At 70.8% G+C, this 20,247-nt stretch carries 14 protein-coding genes and 1 rRNA gene; 4 read left to right on the top strand and 11 right to left on the bottom strand.

What is annotated here, in order from left to right:
- The first annotated feature begins 65 nt into the window (after positions 1 to 65).
- On the top strand, positions 66 to 632 hold the full coding sequence (locus tag I2501_RS38050; protein ID WP_196198680.1) for a hypothetical protein: 567 nt from the start codon (positions 66 to 68) through the stop codon (positions 630 to 632).
- Here I2501_RS38050 and I2501_RS38045 read toward each other — a convergent pair.
- From I2501_RS38045 to I2501_RS38000, 10 genes are all read right to left on the bottom strand, one after another.
- A complete protein-coding gene (locus I2501_RS38045) occupies positions 592 to 1,161 on the bottom strand; it encodes a GNAT family N-acetyltransferase (RefSeq protein WP_196198679.1) in 570 nt (189 codons plus the stop codon). The genes I2501_RS38050 and I2501_RS38045 overlap by 41 nt on opposite strands.
- Before the next feature lie 49 nt (positions 1,162 to 1,210).
- Entirely contained in the window at positions 1,211 to 2,059 is an 849-nt protein-coding gene (locus I2501_RS38040) for a GNAT family N-acetyltransferase (RefSeq protein ID WP_196198711.1), read from the bottom strand.
- A 177-nt stretch (positions 2,060 to 2,236) separates the two neighbouring features.
- Positions 2,237 to 3,397, bottom strand: coding sequence for a flavodoxin-dependent (E)-4-hydroxy-3-methylbut-2-enyl-diphosphate synthase (gene ispG, locus I2501_RS38035; protein WP_196198678.1), 1,161 nt, complete (start codon positions 3,395 to 3,397; stop codon positions 2,237 to 2,239).
- Between the two features lie 119 nt (positions 3,398 to 3,516).
- Positions 3,517 to 4,827 carry a M50 family metallopeptidase gene (locus I2501_RS38030; protein ID WP_196198677.1) on the bottom strand — a complete coding sequence of 437 codons (1,311 nt, stop codon included), beginning with the start codon at positions 4,825 to 4,827 and terminating at the stop codon, positions 3,517 to 3,519.
- Between the two features lie 114 nt (positions 4,828 to 4,941).
- The gene (gene dxr, locus I2501_RS38025; protein WP_196198676.1) at positions 4,942 to 6,174 is read right to left on the bottom strand and encodes a 1-deoxy-D-xylulose-5-phosphate reductoisomerase; all 1,233 of its coding nucleotides are present in this window, start codon (positions 6,172 to 6,174) and stop codon (positions 4,942 to 4,944) included.
- Between the two features lie 232 nt (positions 6,175 to 6,406).
- Complete coding sequence (locus tag I2501_RS38020; RefSeq protein ID WP_196198675.1) at positions 6,407 to 8,821, bottom strand: S53 family peptidase; 2,415 nt, start codon at positions 8,819 to 8,821, stop codon at positions 6,407 to 6,409.
- Between the two features lie 301 nt (positions 8,822 to 9,122).
- On the bottom strand, positions 9,123 to 11,078 hold the full coding sequence (locus tag I2501_RS38015) for an acyl-CoA dehydrogenase family protein (protein ID WP_196198674.1): 1,956 nt from the start codon (positions 11,076 to 11,078) through the stop codon (positions 9,123 to 9,125).
- A gap of 87 nt (positions 11,079 to 11,165) precedes the next feature.
- Positions 11,166 to 12,611: an aldehyde dehydrogenase family protein gene (locus tag I2501_RS38010; RefSeq protein ID WP_196198710.1), complete on the bottom strand. Its 1,446-nt coding sequence runs from the start codon at positions 12,609 to 12,611 to the stop codon at positions 11,166 to 11,168.
- A gap of 170 nt (positions 12,612 to 12,781) precedes the next feature.
- A complete protein-coding gene (locus I2501_RS38005) occupies positions 12,782 to 14,347 on the bottom strand; it encodes a PucR family transcriptional regulator (RefSeq protein ID WP_196198673.1) in 1,566 nt (521 codons plus the stop codon).
- 210 nt (positions 14,348 to 14,557) lie between these two features.
- Entirely contained in the window at positions 14,558 to 16,684 is a 2,127-nt protein-coding gene (locus tag I2501_RS38000) for an ATP-binding protein (protein WP_196198672.1), read from the bottom strand.
- A gap of 337 nt (positions 16,685 to 17,021) precedes the next feature.
- Between I2501_RS38000 and gabT the strand changes: the two genes are divergently transcribed.
- The 3 genes from gabT to I2501_RS37985 all read left to right on the top strand — a co-directional run bounded on the left by gabT (position 17,022) and on the right by I2501_RS37985 (position 19,994).
- Positions 17,022 to 18,377 carry a 4-aminobutyrate--2-oxoglutarate transaminase gene (gene gabT / locus I2501_RS37995; RefSeq protein WP_196198671.1) on the top strand — a complete coding sequence of 452 codons (1,356 nt, stop codon included), beginning with the start codon at positions 17,022 to 17,024 and terminating at the stop codon, positions 18,375 to 18,377.
- Between the two features lie 145 nt (positions 18,378 to 18,522).
- A complete protein-coding gene (locus I2501_RS37990) occupies positions 18,523 to 19,134 on the top strand; it encodes a C40 family peptidase (protein ID WP_196198670.1) in 612 nt (203 codons plus the stop codon).
- Positions 19,135 to 19,385: 251 nt separating this feature from the next.
- Complete coding sequence (locus tag I2501_RS37985) at positions 19,386 to 19,994, top strand: phosphatase PAP2 family protein (protein ID WP_196198669.1); 609 nt, start codon at positions 19,386 to 19,388, stop codon at positions 19,992 to 19,994.
- Positions 19,995 to 20,122: 128 nt separating this feature from the next.
- Here I2501_RS37985 and rrf read toward each other — a convergent pair.
- Positions 20,123 to 20,239: ribosomal RNA gene (gene rrf / locus I2501_RS37980) — 5S ribosomal RNA — on the bottom strand.
- Positions 20,240 to 20,247 lie beyond the last annotated feature (8 nt).

Genomic DNA, 20,247 nt, shown 5'->3' with positions numbered 1-20,247 from the left:
ACTGAACGACCGACCGAACGATCACCTGATCAACCGCCCGTTACCGAGTCCGGAGTGATGTACCTGTGGCAGTGCCGCCACGCCGCCGACGGCTGACCGACGAGGAGATCGAGCGGGCCTGGCACTTCAGCCCCTACCTGCTGTTGCCCTGGGTGCTGCTGGTGCTGGTCCCGCTCTACTCAGACGTGCTCCACGGGGGTTACCCCCGGCCGTCGTTCGCGCTGCTGGGACTCGGGATCTTCGCCTTCCTGTACTGCGCCACCGTCGTGACCGCGCTGCGCCCGCGCCTGCACCACGCCCGGCTGCCGATGGTCTTCGCCGCGCTGCTGGTGCCGGTGACCGGTGCCCTCGCCGGGTCGCTGACGCACGGGTTCCTGCTCTTCCCCTTGCTCGCGGCGGCCGCTGCCCTGGTGGTCCCTGGACGGTGGCCGCTGCTGGTGCTGCTCGGGGTGCCCGGTCTGGCGGCGCTGACCGCCTGGATGCGCGGCCAGTACGACGTGATCTTCTACGGTCCGCTCGGCAGCTTCCTGGCCGCCGCGCTGGTGCTGGCGATGTTCCGGCTCTCGGTGGTGACCGAGCAGCTCAGGGAGGCTAGGCGCGCCAAGGCAGACGAACCCGACGAGCGCTCCTGACCGGCGGGAATGGCAGCGGCGCGCCCATCACCGCGTACGGGAGCGGCGTGTTGGGGAACATCACCCGCCGGGCCAGGTCCTGGTAGCCGAGCGAGCGGTACAGCCCGCGCGCGGGCGTCTCCCGGTCGACGGCGGAGAGGATCGTCCGCGGCAGCGGACTGGCCCCGCAGAGCATCGTGATCAGTGCACGTCCCAACCCCTTGCCCTGGTGGCGCGGATGGACGTGCAGTTCGGTGACCGAGAAGGCGTCGTCCAGCCAGCCCTCGTTGCCGTTGGCGGCGAGGTACGGCTCGATGACCGAACTCCACCAGTGCTCACGGTTGTTGGGCATGCCGTAGCCGAAGCCGACCAGCTCGTCCCCGTGCAGCGCCCCGAAGGCGCGGACGCCCGGCACCTCCGCGTGACGCAGGACGATCTGCAGCCGCACCGCCAGCTCGTCCGGGGTCAGGCCGAAGGCGGCGGCCTGGACATCGAGCGCCGCGGACGCCCTGGTGGCGAGATCGATCGGTTCGATCGTGACATCGTCCATACGCGGACGCTATCGCCTCGGGCCGACGATCAGCCATCCATGTCCGGGATCAGAACAGCACGCTCATGAAGGCGCCGATCTCGGTGAAGCCCACCCGGCGGTACGCGGCCCGCGCGACGACGTTGAAGTCGTTGACGTAGAGGCTGACCACCGGCGCGACCTCGCGCAGCGCGTACTCGACCACGGTGGCCATGCCGCTCTCGGAGTGCCCGCGGCCGCGGAACTCCGGTGCGACCCAGACACCCTGGACCTGGCAGGCGCGGTCGGTGGCCGCGCCGATCTCCGCCTTGAAGACCACGCGGTCACCCTCGAAGCGCGCGAACGCCCGTCCGTTGGTGACGAGTTCGGCAACCCGCGCGCGGTAGAGCAGGCCGCCGTCACCGGCCAGCGGGGAGACGCCGACCTCCTCGGTGAACATCGCGACGCAGGCGGGCAGCAGCTTGTCCATCTCGTCCCGGCGCACCCGGCGGACGTGCGGGTCGGCGGCGATCTCCTGGGACGGTTCCCAGGTGGCCATCAGCGGCTGACGGGGGCGGAGCTCGCGGGCGGAACCCCAGTGCGGTTCGAGCAGCGACCAGAGCTCGGCGGTGGCCTCGGCGGCGCCGACGATGGACGAGCAGCGCCGTCCCTGACGGCGGGCCCGCTCGGCGAAGGCCTTGACCGCGGCGGACGAGGCGCTGAGCGGCACCAGGTTGGCGCCGGCGTAGCAGAGCGCGTCCAGCCGGCCGTTCTCGAACCAGCCCCACATCTCGCCGCCGAGCCGCCACGGGTCCAGCCCGGCGACGTTGACGCGCGCGGCGACGAAGGCGTTCTCGATCGGGTCGCGGTCCAGCACCTCGAGGGCAGCGGGAAGGTCTGCGGGGGTCAGCACGCGCGTCGTGGCCACCGAACTGCTCAACACGGGGGCACCCTATCCCTTCATCCCGTGCCGGCGACCCCCTGTGCCAGAACGAGCGCTCTTCCGAACATCAAGCTGGGATTGACGGTGACCTGTACCGCAGGCCCACGTCAACCCCAGGGTGATTACGACAGTGATCGATCGATCAATCGCCGACCTGATCGCTCGTCGACCTGATCACTCGCTGACGGCCACGGACGGGGCGCCCGACTCGACTCCGGCGTCCTGCATCTGCTCGGCCAGCTTCATGGCCTCCTCGATCAGGGTCTCCACGATCTTCGACTCCGGCACGGTCTTGATGACCTCACCCTTCACGAAGATCTGCCCCTTGCCGTTCCCGGACGCCACACCCAGGTCGGCCTCACGCGCCTCACCCGGACCGTTCACGACACAACCCATCACCGCCACGCGCAACGGCACCTCCATGCCCTCAAGCCCGGCGGTGACCTCCTCCGCCAGCTTGTACACATCCACCTGCGCACGCCCGCAGGACGGGCACGACACGATCTCCAGACCGCGCTGACGCAACCCCAGCGACTCCAGGATCTGCGTCCCGACCTTGATCTCCTCCGCCGGCGGCGCCGACAGCGAGACCCGGATCGTGTCGCCGATGCCCTCGGCCAGCAGCGCGCCGAACGCCACCGCGGACTTGATCGTCCCCTGGAACGCCGGACCGGCCTCGGTCACGCCCAGGTGCAGCGGGTAGTCACACGCCGCGGCGAGCTTGCGGTAGGCGGCGACCATCACGACCGGGTCGTTGTGCTTGACCGAGATCTTGATGTCCCGGAACCCGTGCTCCTCGAACAGCGAGCACTCCCACAGCGCCGACTCCACCAGCGCGTCCGGGGTGGCCCGGCCGTACTTCTCCAGCAGTCGCTTGTCCAGCGAGCCCGCGTTCACACCGATCCGGATCGGCACGCCCGCGTCCGAGGCGCGCTTGGCGATCTCCTTGACCTGGTCGTCGAACTGACGGATGTTCCCCGGGTTCACCCGCACCGCCGCACAACCCGCGTCGATCGCCGCGTACACGTACTTCGGCTGGAAGTGGATGTCCGCGATCACCGGGATCTGCGACTTCTTCGCGATGATCGGCAACGCGTCCGCGTCGTCCTGCGACGGACACGCCACCCGCACGATCTGACACCCGGACGCGGTCAACTGCGCGATCTGCTGCAGCGTCGCGTTCACATCCGACGTCACTGTCGTCGTCATCGACTGCACCGAGATCGGCGCACCCCCGCCGACCGGGACATTCCCCACCATGATCTGACGGCTCTGACGACGCGGAGCGAGCGGCTCCAGCGGCACGGACGGCATTCCCAGCGAGATCGCGGTCATTGCTTGCGTAATCCCCAAGGTGCGGCGAGGGCCACCCGGGCGCTCCGGGCAAGCCGGGCGCGCGGTTTGTCGGTGGCGCACCCAGGCCAACGGTACCCGACCGAAGTGACCGCTCCGGTTCAGCCCACGTGGACCGGGTTGACCACGTCCGCGATCATCACCAGGACGGTGAAGCAGAGGAAGATTCCCGCCACCACGTAGGCCACCGGCATCAGCTTGGCCACGTCGAACGGGCCCGGGTCCGGGCGCTTGAACAGTGCGGCCGCGCGGCGGCGCACCGCCTCCCAGAGCGCGCCGGCGATGTGCCCGCCGTCCAGCGGCAGCAGCGGCAGCATGTTCAGCAGGAAGAGGGAGAGGTTCAGGCCCGCGAGCAGCTGCAGCATGGTCGCGATCCGCGCGCTGGCTGGAGCGTGCATGGCCAGCACGTCGCCACCGACCCGGGCCACGCCGATGACACCGACCGGCGAGTCCAGCGAGCGCTGCTTGCCCTCGAAGGCCGCGCCCCAGAGCGAGGGGATCTTCGACGGCAGCGCCACGATCGAGGAGACGCCCTGGCTCGCCATGCTGCCCATCTGGTCCAGGCTCTGGCCGATGCCGAGCTGGACGGTGGGCGTGATCGGCGCGATCCCGAGGAAGCCGGCCTTGACCGTTCCTTCGGTCGGGTTGCCGTTCGAGTCGATCGCCTGAAGCGTGTTGGTGGTCAGCTTGACGGTCTTGGTGAGCGACTGACCGTTTCGTTCGATCCCGAGCGTCACCTGGTCGTCCGGGTGCTGCCGGATCTGGTTCTGCAACTGGTCGTAGCTGGTGACGGTGACCCCGTCGAAGCTGGTGATCTTGTCACCCGCCCGGAGCCCGGCCGCCGCGGCGGGGGTCTCCGGGTCCGTCGCGCCGCAGGTGCCGGTCTGCGCGGCGGTCGAGTTGGTGGCCACCACGCACTTCTCGACCAGCGAGATGGTCGGCTGGGCCTGCGGGATGCCGAAGCCCATCAGCACGACCAGGAAGAGCACGAAGGCCAGGATCAGGTTCATGAACGGGCCGAAGAACATGATGATGACCCGCTGCCACGGCTTGCGCGTGTAGAAGAGACGCGTCTCGTCGCCCGGCTGGATCTCCTCGTAGGACTGCTCGCGGGCGTCCTCGATCATGCTGCGCCAGGGCGAGGTCGAGCGGGCGGTCACCTTGCCGTCCGCGCCGGGCGGGAACATGCCGATCATCCGGATGTAACCGCCGAGCGGGATCGCCTTGACGCCGTACTCGGTGTCCCCCTTGCGGCGCGACCAGATGGTCGGCCCGAAGCCGACCATGTACTGCGGCACGCGCACCTTGAAGACCTTGGCCCAGGTGAGGTGGCCCAGTTCGTGCCAGGCGATGGAGAAGAGCAGACCGAGCACGAAGACCACGATGCCCAGGATCGTCATCAGTGTCGTCATCGCCCAGCTGCTCCCTCTACTGCCTCTGTCGGGTACTGCCTCTGTCGTGCCCGTGTCGTCACTCGCCCAGGCGTGGCCGCGCCGTCCGGTCCGGCCACGCCCTACATCATGCCGTCACCCGGCGGCGATCGCCTGCGCCCTGGACCGGGCCCAGCTCTCCGCTGCGAGGACGTCCTCGACGGTCAACGAGGTTCCCTGCTGCGGAGTGCCGTGTTCGGCAACGACCTTCGCCACGGTATCGACGATGCCTGTGAATGCGAGCCTTCCCTGCAGGAACGCCTCGACGCACTCCTCGTTGGCGGCGTTGAAGACGGCCGGCGCGGTGCCGCCCAGTCGGCCGACCTCGCGGGCCAAGCCGACCGAGGGGAAGGCCTCGGTGTCGAGCGGGAAGAACTGCCAGCTCGCGGCCTTGGTCCAGTCGCACCCCGGGGCGGCGTCGGGGACGCGGTCCGGCCAGCCGATGCCGAGCGAGATCGGCATCCGCATGTCGGGCGGGCTGGCCTGCGCCATCGTCGAGCCGTCGGTGAACTCCACCATCGAGTGGACGATCGACTGCGGATGGACCACGACCTCGATCCGCTCGAACGGGATGTCGTAGAGCAGGTGCGCCTCGATGACCTCCAAGCCCTTGTTGACCAGGGTCGCCGAGTTGATCGTGACGACCGGGCCCATGGCCCAGGTCGGGTGGGCCAGCGCCTGCTCCTTGGTGACTCCGGCCAGCTTCTCCCGGCTCCAGCCGCGGAACGGGCCGCCGCTGGCGGTCACCACCAGCTTGCGCACCTCCCGCCGGGAGCCCGCCGTCAGCGCCTGGAAGAGCGCGGCGTGCTCGGAGTCGACCGGCACGATCTGGCCCGGCCTGGCGACCGCCTTGACCAGCGGCCCGCCGACGATCAGCGACTCCTTGTTGGCCAGCACCAGCACGCGTCCCGCCCGGAGCGCGGCCAGGGTGGGCGCCAGGCCGATGGAACCGGTGATGCCGTTGAGCACCGAGTGGCACTCCATCCCGGCCAGCTCGGTCGCCGCGTCCGGACCGGCCAGGATCTCCGGCAGCTTCGCCCCTGCGGGCGCTCCGGCCGCCAGCGCGGCGCGGAGCGGCTCGGCCGCCTCCGGGCGCGCCACGGCGACCACCGCGACGCCCAGCTTCAGCGCCTGCTCGGCCAGCAGCTCCACGCGCCCGCCCGCCGCGGAGAGCCCGACCACGCGGAACCGGTCGGGGTTGCGCAGCACCACGTCGATGGCCTGGGTCCCGATGGAACCGGTGGATCCGAGGATCACCAGCTCCCGCGGGGCGTCCGGGTCGGCGACGGCGGGCTCGAAGCGCAGGTGCGGGTCGGCGAGAAGTGTCATACCGCCATTGTGTCGTGCCTCGACCGGCGCCAGGGACGAGGCCCGGGCGGGTTGACCGGATCTTGGCGTACGTGGTCGTCGGTGAGGACGTTCGGCCGTCGGTGAGGACGTTCTCGGAGAAAGCCGTTCTCGGCGAAAGCCTTTCTCGGAGAAAGCGCAGACCCGGCCGCCGGGAGCCCGGGGCCGGGTCTGCGTCATCGCTCGGTCATCCCCCAGTTCTGGAGGAGCGGGGTCACTGCCCTGTCGGATGGGCCTTGAACCAGGAGACGAAGTCGGCCGTGGGGCTGCCCAGGCCGGTGGCGTCGTCGTAGCCCTGCGCCGCGGTCAGCGAGCTGTCCTTGGCCATCAGGTAGAGGGCGGGGTTGCCCGCCTGGTCCGCACCCTCGAAGGCGGGGTGGTGACCGCCGAGGGCGGCGGGCGAGTCCGTCACGTCGTGGAAGGCCGGCGTGCCGGAGAGCTTGTAGAGGACCGGGTTGGCGAAGCCGAACGCGCTCCCGCTCTCCTGCATGGCCAGCGCCTCCATCGCGCTGAACATCGGGCAGGCGAGGCTGGTGCCGCCCATCGTCCCGTGCTGGTACTGACCGCCGGACATGGAGAACGTCTGACCGCCGTCGGCCGTGGGCGTGGCCTGGGCGTTGCCCATGGTCTCGCCCAGCAGGATTCCGGTCCCCGGGTCGGCCAGCATCCCCACGTCGGGCACCTCACGCTGGGCCTTGCCCGAGATGTTCGCCAGCGAGGTGGGCACGATGCCGGACTGGAACGGCGGCGCGGGGAAGACGGCGCTGTTGCCACCGCCGCCACCGCCCTGGAACGTGCCGGTCGAACCGTACGAGGTGCCGCTGATGGGGTACGACTCGTCGCCCCAGGACGTCTCCCACTTGTAGTTGCCGGCCGGGTCGGTGCCGAGGGCCGTGCCGCCCACCCCGGTCGCCCAGGGGTCGGACGCGGGGAAGCTCACCGCCGGCTGGGACGACGGCTGCTGCTGCGCCTGGGTGTAGTCGCCGCTGTCGCCGCTGGAGAAGTTGAAGTTGATGCCCTCGATCGCGCCCTGCTGGAAGATCTGCGCGGCGGCGTTGAAGTCGTTGGGGTCGGTGCCCGCCTCCTGACCACCCCAGGAGTCACTGACGATGCTCGCCGTGTGACCGGAGACGATCTTCTGGAAGGCGCCGAAGAAGTACTGGTCGTCAGGTGCCTGGACGCCGTAGTAGACGATCTTCGCGTCCGGCGCGATCGCGTGGACCGTCTCGATGTCGAGCGTCTCCTCGCCCCACCAGCCGGAGGCGTCGGCGGCCTGCGCCGTCGACGGGTACTCGGCGGGCACGTCCTGCGTGAACTGGCCCGGCGTGAGCTGGGGCAGGCCCATCTCCTTGGACCACTGGTTCACGTCCTGCACGATGGTCGGCGACGCGTAGGCGTCCACCACCGCGATGGTGACGCCCTTTCCGGTCATCTTGCTGGCCGCCGCACCGTAGGCGGTACGGAGCTGACTCGCGGTGTACCCGCACATCTGCTGCTGCACCGGGCTGCCGTCCGACGTCGCGGGCAGGCCGGAGGGGCGCTGCCCCCAGAAGGTGCTGCAGTCGGCGGAACCGGCGCCCACCGCCAGGTGCGGCGTCTGAATCGGGCTGGAGGTGGTCAGACCGGTGACGGCGGAGACGTAGTTGCCGACGTCGGAGGGGTACTGCGGCTGCGAGGTCGGCGCGATGTCGACCCGGCCCCCGTGCTTGAAGCGGTGGATCTGGACCTTGAGCGTCTGCTCGACCTCGCCGATCGTGGTGGAGACGGTGATCGACTGCGCGTCCTTGTTCAGGACCTTCATGCCTGCCTGCTGCACCCACTGGGTCACCGCGGCACCGGAGTTCGCACCGTTGGCAAAGGTGGTGTTGAACTGGTCCGGCGTCAGGAACTGGTGGTACTTGGGGTCGCCCGGCGTACCGACGGACTGGGCGTAGCTCTGCAGGTTGGCCGGCGACGCCTTGGCGAACCACACCTGGCCGGACACCACGGTCTTGGGGTTGGCCGCGCCGATGTCGTTGGACGCGACGGCCCACGACGGCGGCGACCAGGAGTCGCCGCTCTGGAAGGCCATCGTGCCGTCCTGGCTGCCGGACTTGGAGTCGCTGCTGCCGCCGCCGTGGGACGAGGCGATGACAATGCCACCGACCGCCACGACGGCGATGGCGACTCCCGCGCCGATGAGCATCTTGCCGCGGCTCCGCTTGGGCGGGCGGTTGGATCCGCCGGAGCCGCCGGAGCCGCTGGGTCCGCCGGGGCCGGAAGGACCGAACGGGCCGCCGGGACCACCCGGTCCGCCGGGGCCGCCGCCGAAGGGCGGTTGCTGCGGAGGCTGCTGGCCGCCGCCGTACGGGTTCGGGGGCTGCTGCGGTGGCTGCTGGCCGCCGTAGGGGTTCTGCGGCTGCTGCGGCTGACCGCCGTACGGATTCGGCGGAGGCTGCTGGCCGCCGCCGTACGGGTTCGGCTGCTGGGGCGGCTGCTGGCCCGGGTAGGGCTGCGGCTGCTGCGGCGGCCGGCTATAGGGGTTCGGGGGCTGCTGCTGCGGAGGCTGCTGTGGATAGGGCTGGGGTGGGCCGCCGTACGGCGGCCTGGGCGGCTGCTGCGGGTTCTGCCCGTACGGCGGGTAGCTCACCTTGGGACCTGCTCCTCGTCATAGGTCACGCCGGGAGCGGCCGTACAGCGGCCTCACAAACACGCTTCGCGGCGAGCGATCCCCCGGCGACCTCATTCATCGCACGCCAGAGCGCATCGTAGTGGTGAGCACCTGTCAGCCGACCAGGGGGTGGCCCGGATTCACGTAACATGTTCACAAACGAGAGCGGTGTCCCTCGCGTTGCGGTCGCCGGACCGGCCTTCCGGTCGATCGATCGGCCCACCGACCCACCCGATCACCGATCCGCCGATCTGCTGCTCCACCGATCAACTGATCGCCTTCACTCGATCGTTCGGTGCACGTTCTCCCGCCGGGCCGGGCCCGGCGTGGCGTCGGCGATCCAGGGCCCCTCGCCGGAGGGGTCCAACACGCCTTCCTCCAACCAGAGATAACGACCCGCCATCACCTTCCGGCTGAGCGTTCGATCGTCCCGATCGGTGTTGGTCCACAGCCGCTCGAAGAGTTCGTCCGTCCGAATCCGCGCCTGTGCGCAGAAGACGTCGGCGAGTTCGTACGCCGCCCGGCCTGCCTCCGCACCGTCGCGGGTGCGCAGCAGTTCGGCGCGGACGCAGACCGCGCTCATCGCGAACAGTTCCGCGCCGATGTCGACGATCCGGGCCAGGAAGCCCTGCTTGGTCTCCATCCGGCCCTGCCAGCGCGACATGGCGTAGAACGTCGAACGCGCCAACTTCCGTGCGCTGCGCTCGACATACCGCAGGTGCGGGGAGAGGTCGCGGCAGCCGGACGGGTGGAACTCGCGGTACGAGGTCGGCACCTGGCCCGGTCCGGTGACCAGCTTGGGCAGCCAACCGGCGTAGAACGCACCGGCCTTGGCCGCGGCACGTCCCTTGCGGCGCAGGTCCGCCTCAGGCTCGATCAGGTCGCCGGCGACCTTCAGGTGCGCGTCGACCGCCTCGCGGGCGATCAGCAGATGCATGATCTCGGTCGAACCCTCGAAGATCCGGTTGATCCGCATGTCGCGCAGCACCTGCTCGGTCGGGACCGCGCGTTCGCCGCGCGCCGCCAGCGAGGCCGCCGTCTCGTAGCCGCGTCCGCCACGGATCTGCACCAGTTCGTCGGCGATCAGCCAGCCCATCTCCGAGCCGTAGAGCTTGGCCAGCGCCGCCTCGATCCGGATGTCGTTGCGTTGCTCGTCGGCCATCTGACCGGACAGTTCGAGCACCGCCTCCAGCGCGAAGGTGGTCGCGGCGATGAAGGAGATCTTGGACGCGACGGCCTCGTGCTCGGCGATCGGCCGTCCCCACTGTTCGCGGGCGGCCGACCACTCGCGAGCGATCTTCAGACACCACTTGCCCGCACCGACGCACATCGCGGGCAGCGAGAGGCGGCCGGTGTTGAGGGTGGTCAGCGCGATCTTCAGGCCTTCGCCCTCACGGCCGATCCGGTTCTCCACCGGGACCTGGACGCCGTCGAAGCGGGTCACCCCGTTCTCGATCCCGCGCAACCCCATGAAGGCGTTGCGGTTCTCCACCGTGACGCCCGCCGATTCCGTCTCCACGACGAAGGCGGTGATCCCGCCGCGGTGCCCCTCGGACTTCGGCACCCGTGCCATCACCACCAGCAGGCTCGCCACGACGCCGTTGGTCGTCCAGAGCTTCACCCCGTCGAGGACGTAGCCGCTGCCGTCCTCGGTGGGCGTGGCCGTGGTGGCCAGGCGGGCCGGGTCGCTGCCGACGTCCGGCTCGGTCAGCAGGAAGGCGGTGATGTCGGTGGTCGCGCAGCGCGGCAGGAAGGCGCGCTTCTGCTCGGGCGTGCCGAAGATCTTGAGCGGCTGCGGCACGCCGATCGACTGGTGGGCGGAGACCAGCGCCGCTATCGCCGGACTGACGCTGCCGAGCAGCGTCAGCGCCCGGTTGTAGTGCACCTGGGTGAGGCCGAGCCCGCCGTACTCGCGGTCGATCTTCATCCCGAAGACACCCAGCTGCTGCAGGCCCTTGACCACCTCGTCGGGGATCCGCGCGTCGCGCTCGATCACCGCGCCGTCGATCTTCGTCGCGCAGAAGTCGCGCAGCCGGGCGAGGAACTCCCCGCCCTCCCGCTCCGCCGCCTCGTCCGGCAGCGGGTGGGGGTGGATCAGGTCCAGACGGAAACGACCCAGGAACAGTTCCTTGGCGAAGCTGGGCTTTCGCCAGTCCTGTTCCCGGGCCTCTTCCGCGACACGACGGGCTTCACGCTCGGTGACCTTGGGGGCGGCGTTGGGGACGGAGCCGGACATGGGGCATCACCTCGACGGTGGGATACCTGCCAGTATGACCCGACCGTACGCTGTGTGCCCCCATGGTCACCAGGGGTGAGACAGAGCTCAGAGAGCCAGACCGGTGAGCACGAGGACGCGCTCGTAGGTGTAGTCGGCCATCGCGTAGGCGACGCCCTCGCGGCCGATGCCGGAGTCCTTGACGCCGCCGTAGGGCATCTGGTCCGCGCGGTAGGACGGCGCGTCGCCGATCACGACGCCGCCGACCTCCAGCTCGCGGTGGGCCCGGAAGGCCACCTGCACGTCGTGCGTGAAGACGCCCGCCTGCAGGCCGAACTTCGAGTCGTTGGCAGCGGCGAAGGCCTCGTCCACACCGTCGACCTTCTGCAGCGACAGGACCGGGCCGAAGACCTCCTCGGTCGCCAGCGTCACGCCGTCCGGCACCTCGGCGACGACGGTCGGCGCGTAGTTGGCACCGTCCCGCTTGCCACCGGCGAGCAGCTTGGCGCCCGCGTTGACGGCCTCGTCCACCCAGGACTCGACGCGCTTGGCGGCGTCCTCGCTGACCAGCGGGCCCACGTCGACCGCGTCGTCGGTCGGGTCACCGGTGACCTGCGCGCCGACCTTGGCGACGACCTTCTCGACCAGCTGGTCGTAGACCGACGCGTCGGCGATCACGCGCTGCACCGAGATGCAGGACTGGCCGCCCTGGTAGTTGGCGAAGGTCGCGATACGGGACGCGGCCCACTCCAGGTCCGCCTCGGAGTTCCAGTCACCGAGCACGACGGCTGCGGCGTTGCCGCCCAGCTCCAGGGTGACGTGCTTGCGCGGCACCGAGTCGAGGATCGAGTAGCCGACCTTGTCGGAGCCGGTGAAGGAGATGACGGGCAGACGCGGGTCCTGGACCAGCGCCGGCATCCGGTCGTTCGGCACGGTCAGCACGGACCAGGAACCGGCCGGCAGATCGGTCTCGGCAAGGATCTCGCCGAGCACGAGGGCGGAGAGCGGGGTGGCCGGGGCCGGCTTGAGGATGATCGGGGCGCCGACGGCGATGGCCGGGGCGACCTTGTGCGCGACCAGGTTCAGCGGGAAGTTGAACGGCGCGATGCCGAGCACGACGCCGCGGTTGAAGCGGCGCACGATGCCGAGACGGCCGGTGCCGCCGGCGTCGGTGTCCAGCCGCTGGCCCTCACCGCTGTTGAACCGGCGCGCCTCCTCGGCGGCCCAGCGGAAGACGGAGACGGCACGGCCGACCTCGCCACGGGCCCACTTGATCGGCTTGCCGTTCTCGGCGGTGATCAGCTGCGCGATCTCCTCACTCCGCTCGGCGAGGCGCTTGGACACGTGGTCCAGCGCGGCCGCGCGTACGTACGCGGGGGTCGCGGCGAACTCGTCCTTGACGGCGTAGGCGGCGGCGACCGCCTCCTCGACCTGCGCCTCGCTGGCGATGCTCACCTTCGCCACGACGCTGCCGTCGTACGGGTGGTGCACGTCGTGCGTCTCGGGACCGGTCTCCTGCCGTCCCGCCAGCCAGAATGCGTAGGTGGTGGTCACCGCGGTCACCGGCCCTTCCGTCGTGGTCTTGAGGTGTCTACGCCTTCAACGGTAGGGCGCGGAGGACGTGATGAAGCTTGTCCGGACTGTACGACTCGACCAGACGGACTCGACAGATCGGCCAGGCTCCCCTTAAGGGCGGTGCAACTCACCCGCCTGCACGGAGTGCGCTACTCACCCGAGGCGCGGAGCGCCAGCCAGAGCTCCATGCGGACGTCCGTGTCGTCCAGCGACCGCCCCAGCAGTTCCTCCACCCGCCGCATGCGATAGCGCAGCGTGTGCCGGTGGACGCCGAGGTCCGCCGCCGCCGCGTCCCACTGGCCGTGGCGGGAGAGCCACGCCCGCAGGCTGGCCTCCAGGTCGCCGCGCGACGTGCGGTCGTGCTCGCGCAGCGGCCGCAGCAGGCCGTCCGCGAAGGCCTGGACCGCCTCGTCACCGAGCAGCGGGAGCAGCGATCCCGCGCCGACCTCGGAGTGGTCGACGCTGCGTCGACCACTGCGCAGCGCGACGGCCAGCGCGCGCTCCGCCTCGGCCGCCGCTGCGCCCGCGGACTCCAGGGTGGTCGGGGAGGAGACGCCCACGGCCACCGACTCCAGGTCGACCGCCAGGTCCGTGCAGACCTGGTGCACCATCCCGCCGTCGACGGCGATCAGCACCAGCCGCTCGCCCTCGGGGGCCAGCAGCAGCGACTCGCCCGTCCGCGACGCGGCCTGCTCGACGCGGTCGCGCAGCTCGGCCAGGCCGTCGCCCTCGGCGACCAGCACGCGCACGGGCCCCTGCGGCAGACCGCCGAGCAGGGCGTCGGCGACCTCCTTGGCGATCACCGTCTCCCCGGCCAGGACCAGGCGCAGCAGCGCGGTCCGCATCCGGTCCTCGGCGCGGCGCAGGTCGCGCGAGCGCTCCAGGGTCAGCGTCAGCAGGGCGACGGCGGCATTGACGACGTAGCGCTCGCCCGAGGTCAGCCGATCCTCGGTGCCGACGGCGAGAAAGCCCCGGGCACGGCGGTCCGCGCCGAGGGACTGGAGCACCACGTAGTCCTGGGTGTCCTGGGTGTCGCCCTGCAGCGAGGCGCTTGCGGGTGCCGGGCGGCTGCGGAGCCGTTCCACCTCCGGGCGGAGGCGTCCGGCCCGGCGCGCGGCCCAGTCCGGCGCGGCCACGACGACCGTGCCGGAGGAGTCGTAGAGAGCGGCCCAGCCGCCGAGCCGGGAGGCGAGTCGGCCGACGACGGCCGCCGTCCCGTCCTTGCCGAGGGCCGCCCGGGTGAGCTCCTCCTGCGCCTCGAAGCTGGTCGCCACCGCCCGGTACTGCTCGGCGGCCAGCGCCGCCGTCACCGCCTTGCTGATGGCGATGAAGGGGGTCGGCTGCGGCACTTCGAGCAGCGGGAGCTCGCGCTCGGTGGCGGCCTCGATCAGCGCGACGGGGACCTCGGCGTAGGTCAGGCCCACCCCGATGCCCAGTCCGGCCACGCCGGCGTCGGCCAGCCGGTGCACGTACTGGCGCAGCTTCTCCTTGCTCTTGCCGAGCTTGAGCCCGGTGGTGAGCAGCAGTTCCCCGCCTTCCAGGTACGGCACGGGGTCGTCCAGCTCGCTGGTGTGCACCCACCGGACCGGCCGCTCCAGCGCGCCGTCACCAGCACGCACGAGCAGGCCGAGGCCGGGCATGGCCACGAGCGACTCGAGGGTGACGCCGGTCGCCCGGACGTCGTCGTCGGGGCGAGGGGGCTTCTCTTGAGACATGACACCTTCGACCGGCAGAGTCGGCGCACCGCGTCGTTGCGGCACTCCGGAGGAGCTGGTTGCGCGGAGTGGAGCTGATTGCGCACGGATGAACGGGCTTGGACGACACGTCCAAGCCTTTTCGACTGATTCTGCCTGAGCGGAGAACCTACTCGCGCGTCGGGAACCGGCCCTTGTCGACGGCGACGGCGCAGGCCCGTGCCGGTGGCGCTACGGCAGCTTGATCATCAGCGGCGGCACCTGCGTCCCGTCCACCGAGGTGAGCGAGACCACGGCATGCCCGCGCGGCAGCACCTGGGCCAGGTCGGACGCGGACCAGCGGCGCCGCTCGACCTTGCGGGTGGTGACGCTCTCGGTCTGCGCCCGCTCCCCCGCCAGCACCGTCCGCGCGCCGCGGAAGAACTTGCGGATCATGCCGCCGGACATGTCCGGTGCGCGGGTCACGTCCTTCTCGTCGACCCAGACCGTGCCCCACGACTCCGCGAAGAGCTTGCCGTCCCAGGGCGCGATGCCGGGGAAGGCCATCCGGCCGCCGACCGCGCCGAAGAGCGGGGCCCGCAACTGCTCGGGCAGGTCGATCAGGGTGCGCAGCATCAGCAGCGCACCCGCGTTCGCGCCGCGCAGGCGCTGGATCGTCCGGATCGCGTGCGAGTCGACCGCCGCCGAGGCGTCGTCCACGACCAGGCCCGCGAAGAGCGAGCGGTCCTGTCGACTGGCCGCGGCGTGCAGGAACTGACCCACCGCCAGACGCGCCAGGATCCGGGACGCCTCCGGGTGACTGTGGTCGGGCAGCGCGACCCGCACCCGCAGCGGGTGGTCCAGGGCGCGCAGCGCGAAGAGCGGAAGCGGCTCCGGGTCGCCCTCCGAGGGGTTGAAGAAGCCCGCGAAGACGGGCCGGTCCAGCAGCGCCAGACGGTCCGCAAGCAGCGTGCCCGGGTCGTCGACGGTGCCGTGCATCCGCTCGCGCTGGGCGAGTTCGTGCTGGTAGGCGGGCAGCGCGCCCGACTCCTCGACGCCGTCGAGCAGCGCCGCCCAGGCGGCCCGCTCGCCGCGCAGCAGCAGCACCAGCTCCCGGACGCCGGGCAGCCGCCCGAACGCGGTGTGGAACGGCCCGACGATCTGCTGCAGCGCGAGACGCGCGCCCTCGGCGCGCAGCGCCAGCTCGTCCGGCAGCAGCGCGTCCGCGAGCCGCGCCGCGGCCTCGTCCAACTGCCGTGCGCCGCCGAAGAGATCGAGCCCGTAGCCGGAGTTCGGGTCGCCGGGCGAGACGACCACGTCGTACCAGTCCGCAGGCCCCAGGTCCGCGTCAGTGGCCCCGACCGCCACGACCACCGCCGAGCCGGTCAACGCCTGGAGGCAGAGCGCCTCAGCGACCGGCCGGGCCAGCCGGGAGGTCTTCCCGGTCCCCGGCGGTCCGACCGCGAGGAGGGAGGTGCCGAGCAGCAGCGGGTCCAACGCGAGGTCCGCGCCCCGGTACTCGGCCGGGTTCTTCGGCACGCTCTCGACCGCGCCGAGCCGAACCTGACGCAGCAGCAGGTCCTGCGCCGGACTCCGCCCGGCCAGGTCCCGCGCCCCCGACGGATGCCCACATGCCGCAGCCCCGTGATCCCGCACCGCCCCGAGCAGCGCGCCGAGCCTCTCCGGATCGTGCCGGACGCAGGACAGCGCCTGCAGCAGCCGCTGCCGGTCGACGTCCCCGACGTGCCGCTGCGCGGTCTCGGCGTCGAGCAGCGCGAGCGTCCCGGGATGCGCGACGTTCCGCAGCGGCTCCCAGACGTCCGGCAGTTCCTGCTCGGCAGGGCCGGTCGGCGCGGCCGGGCTCGCCGCTCCGCCGCGCTGCGGCTGCGCCGGCGGCATCGGCTCACCGGCGGTGGAGAGCTGCCGCAGCAGCGGACGCCCGTACCGCCGCCACACCAGCTTCCACCGGCCCATCCGGCCGAAGATCCAGACGAACAGCGCCAGCAGCGGGACGTAGAGGAGATAGGAGAGCGTGATCGCCCACCAGTCCTGCTGACCCGCTGCGTGGGTGAAGCCCGGGAGCAGGATGGAGATCAGCCAGACGAACGGGCCCTGGAGCAGGTCGAACAGCACGTAGGCCACCACCAGGTTGAGCCCGGCGCGCAGCAGCAGCTTCCAACCCGGGACCGCCTCGTCCGCGAGCGCCTGCTCGTCCTGGTCGATCGGCGCGGGGCCGAGGCCGAAGACGCCGACCGGACCCGAGTGCCGCGCCGTGGTCACCCAGCCGACGAGGTCGAACGAAGGGCCGCCAGCGCCCGACGCGCCGTGCTGCGGTGGGATCACCGTGGCCGCGGGAACCCGCGGCGGGGCGGTGGGCATCGGGGGGATCGGGGGAATCGCCGACGGATCGGGCGCCGTGTGTCCGTCGAGTGACATCGCAGTCCCGCTCCCTTGCCCCGCGCACAAAGCACCGCTGTCGAAGCTCCCAATCTAGTGGAGCGGAGCACGGCCAGGGGCGGAAGCACACGGTTCAAGATCAGTGTCCGCCACGGACAACTCGGGTTCCGGTTCACTCCCCTTCGGCGTATGCCGGAGCGGGGGTCCCGCCGTAGCCTGCTGAAAGGGACGATCCCCGTAGAACGTCCAGGCGCTCGATCGACTTCGATCACCCGCCGACTCGATCACCCGCCGATCTCAACGCATGGGAGACCACCTCATGAGCGCTGCCCAGCTTCCTGGCGGCCCCTCGCTTCCGCAGGAGCGCCGCCTCGTCACCGCGATCCCCGGTCCGAAGTCGCAGGAGCTGCACGCACGCAAGCTCAACGCGGTGGCCGCCGGTGTCGGCACCACCCTTCCCGTCTACATCTCCCGCGCCGGTGGCGGCGTGGTCGAGGACGTGGACGGCAACTCCCTCATCGACTTCGGCTCCGGCATCGCCGTGACCAACGTGGGCAACGCCGCCGAGCTGGTCGTCGAGCGCGCCTCGCAGCAGCTGGCCGCCTTCACGCACACCTGCTTCATGGTCACCCCCTACGAGGGCTACGTCGCCGTCGCCGAGCAGCTCAACGAGCTGACCCCGGGCGACCACGAGAAGCGCACCGCGCTCTTCAACTCCGGCGCCGAGGCCGTCGAGAACGCCGTCAAGATCGCGCGCTCCTACACCAAGCGCACCGCCGTCGTCGTCTTCGACCACGGCTACCACGGTCGCACCAACCTCACCATGGGCATGACCGCGAAGAACATGCCCTACAAGCAGGGCTTCGGTCCGTTCGCCCCCGACGTCCACCGCGTCCCGCTGGCGTACCCCTACCGCTGGCTGACCGGCCCGGAGAACTGCGCCGCCGAGGCCGCGGCCCAGGCGATCGACATGATCAACAAGCAGATCGGCGCCGAGAACGTCGCCGCCATCGTGATCGAGCCGATCCAGGGCGAGGGCGGCTTCATCGAGCCGGCCAAGGGCTTCCTCCCGGCGATCGTCGAGTACGCCAAGGCCAACGGCATCGTCTTCGTCGCCGACGAGATCCAGACCGGCTTCTGCCGCACCGGCCAGTGGTTCGCCTGCAACGACGAGGGCATCGTCCCGGACCTGATCACCACCGCCAAGGGCATCGCCGGCGGCCTGCCGCTGGCCGCCGTGACCGGCCGCGCCGAGATCATGGACGCCGCCCACGCCGGTGGCCTCGGTGGCACCTACGGCGGCAACCCGGTCGCCTGCGCCGCCGCGCTGGGCTCGATCGAGACCATGAAGCAGCTGGACCTCAACGCCAAGGCCCAGGCCGTCGGCGAGACCATGCTGACCCGCCTGCGCGCGATGCAGGAGAAGTTCGACATCATCGGCGACGTGCGTGGCCGCGGCGCGATGATCGCCGTCGAGCTGGTCAAGCCGGGCAGCAAGGACCCGAACCCGGAGGCGACCGCCGCCCTGGCGAAGTTCTGCCACAACGAGGGCCTGCTGGTCCTGACCGCCGGCACCTACGGCAACGTGCTGCGCTTCCTGCCGCCGCTGGTCATGCCGCAGGACCTGCTGGTCGAGGGCCTGGACATCATCGAGAACGCGTTCGCCGCGCTCTGATCCGCGGATCTGAGGAGCCGTGAGGCTCCTCTCGTTCGACTCACCTGTGCCCCCGTCGGATTCGTCCGATGGGGGCACAGTGCTGCTCCGAGTGGGCCAGGGATGCCAGTTCCGGGTAGTGATGCGGGCCATGACGCTCCGTCGCATGATCTCTCCGCTGACCACCGTGCTCTGCGCGGTCGCGATCGCGCTGGCCGCCGTGCTGGCGGTGCCCGTGTCCGCCCGGGCCGACGACGGCTCCTCCCCGATCGGCACCATCACCGAGCGGATGCGCGGCTTCCAGGCGGCGCAGGTGGCGCTGGCCGAACTCGGCATCCCGTACTCCTGGGGCGGCGGCAGCCTGCTCGGCCCCACCCTCGGCTTCTGCGACGGGACCAACGGCTACCTGAACGGGCAGTGCATGGCCGACCACACCATCGGCTTCGACTGCAGCGGCCTGGTCCGCTACGCCTGGTTCGAGGCCAGCGGCGGCTCGGTCGTCCTTCCCCACTACAGCGCCGCCCAGGCCCAACTCGGCCGGGCGATCCCCGACCGCTCCGATCTGCTCCCCGGCGACCTGCTCTTCTTCGCCGACCCGGGAGGCCCGATCCACCACGTCGGTCTTTACCTGGGTAATGGCGCGATGATCCACGCCGAGCACACCGGCACGAACGTCACCGTGCTCCACGACGTCTTCGACGACCCCACCTGGGGTCATCGGCTGGTGGCGACCGTGCGCCCCGAACCCGCCGATTCACAGCCGCCTGGCGTAGCGTGAAGAACGTGTGCGGACCTGATGGCGGGTGGGTGAGGCGGATCGATCGGCGTCCTGAGGTGACGTACTGTCATTGGCAGATGGAGAAGCACGACATCGCCGAGGACACCACGTCGGACTCGTCGTTGAGTCCCTTCAGCCGATCGACAGAACGCCGAGCTCAAACCCCCCGGGCCAAGCGGAACGTCGATCACATCAGCCGCCCCGGAGCTCTCCCCCCTGCTCCGGGGCGGCTACGTGTTGCCCTGACCTCGGTGTGGTTCCCGATCGTGCTGGGGCTCGTCCTTCTCGTGCTCACGGAGCAGGTCCTCACCAACGGCCCGCTGCTTGCGATCGACCGCTGGACACGCGCGACGGTCCAGGGCTGGGTGGCATCACTCCAACGCTGGCCGTGGGTCGACGACACCGCAGAACGCTGGACGGACATCGGCCTGCCGGAGATCTCGGGGACGGCGCTCGCGCTGGTGACCGTGGTGGTGACCGTATGGAAACGCTCCTGGCGGCCGTTGGCGACGGGCGTGCTGGCAGCGGTCGTACTCTTCGGGACGGTGATCCCGGGCAAGATCCTCATCGGCCGCCCAGGTCCCGCCGGCGCACCGGTGGCCTCCGGCGACTGGGGCTGGTTCCCGTCCGGCCACACGGCCACGGCCTCGATCTGCCTCGGCACGGCGGCCCTGCTCGCCGCCTGCGTTCTGCCGCGGCTTCGGACGCTGATCTACTCTGCGACGACGTTCGTCTGCGTGGGTGTGGGCTTCTGCCTGATCTGGCGGAACTACCACTGGCTCTGGGACGTGGTCGCCAGCGGCTGCATCACCGGCATCACGCTCTGGTGCCTCGACCGCTGGGTCGCTCACGAGCGCTGATCCGGGGGGACGGACCAGGGGCCTAGGGGACAGGCGCCCGGGAGGGGCCGGCCCAGTATGGATCCGTAGACGCCCACAACGCAGTGAAGCCCCCTGACACGAGGTCAGGGGGCTTCACTGGAAAGATTGTTCGGCGGCGTCCTACTCTCCCACAGGGTCCCCCCTGCAGTACCATCGGCGCTGTGAGGCTTAGCTTCCGGGTTCGGAATGTAACCGGGCGTTTCCCTCACGCTATGACCACCGAAACACGATG

It is taken from the genome of Streptacidiphilus fuscans (genome assembly GCF_015690355.1).
Taxonomy (GTDB): Bacteria; Actinomycetota; Actinomycetes; order Streptomycetales; family Streptomycetaceae; genus Streptacidiphilus; species Streptacidiphilus fuscans.
Note: the sequence above shows the minus strand (reverse complement) of the source record. Positions and strands in the feature narration are given on the sequence as shown.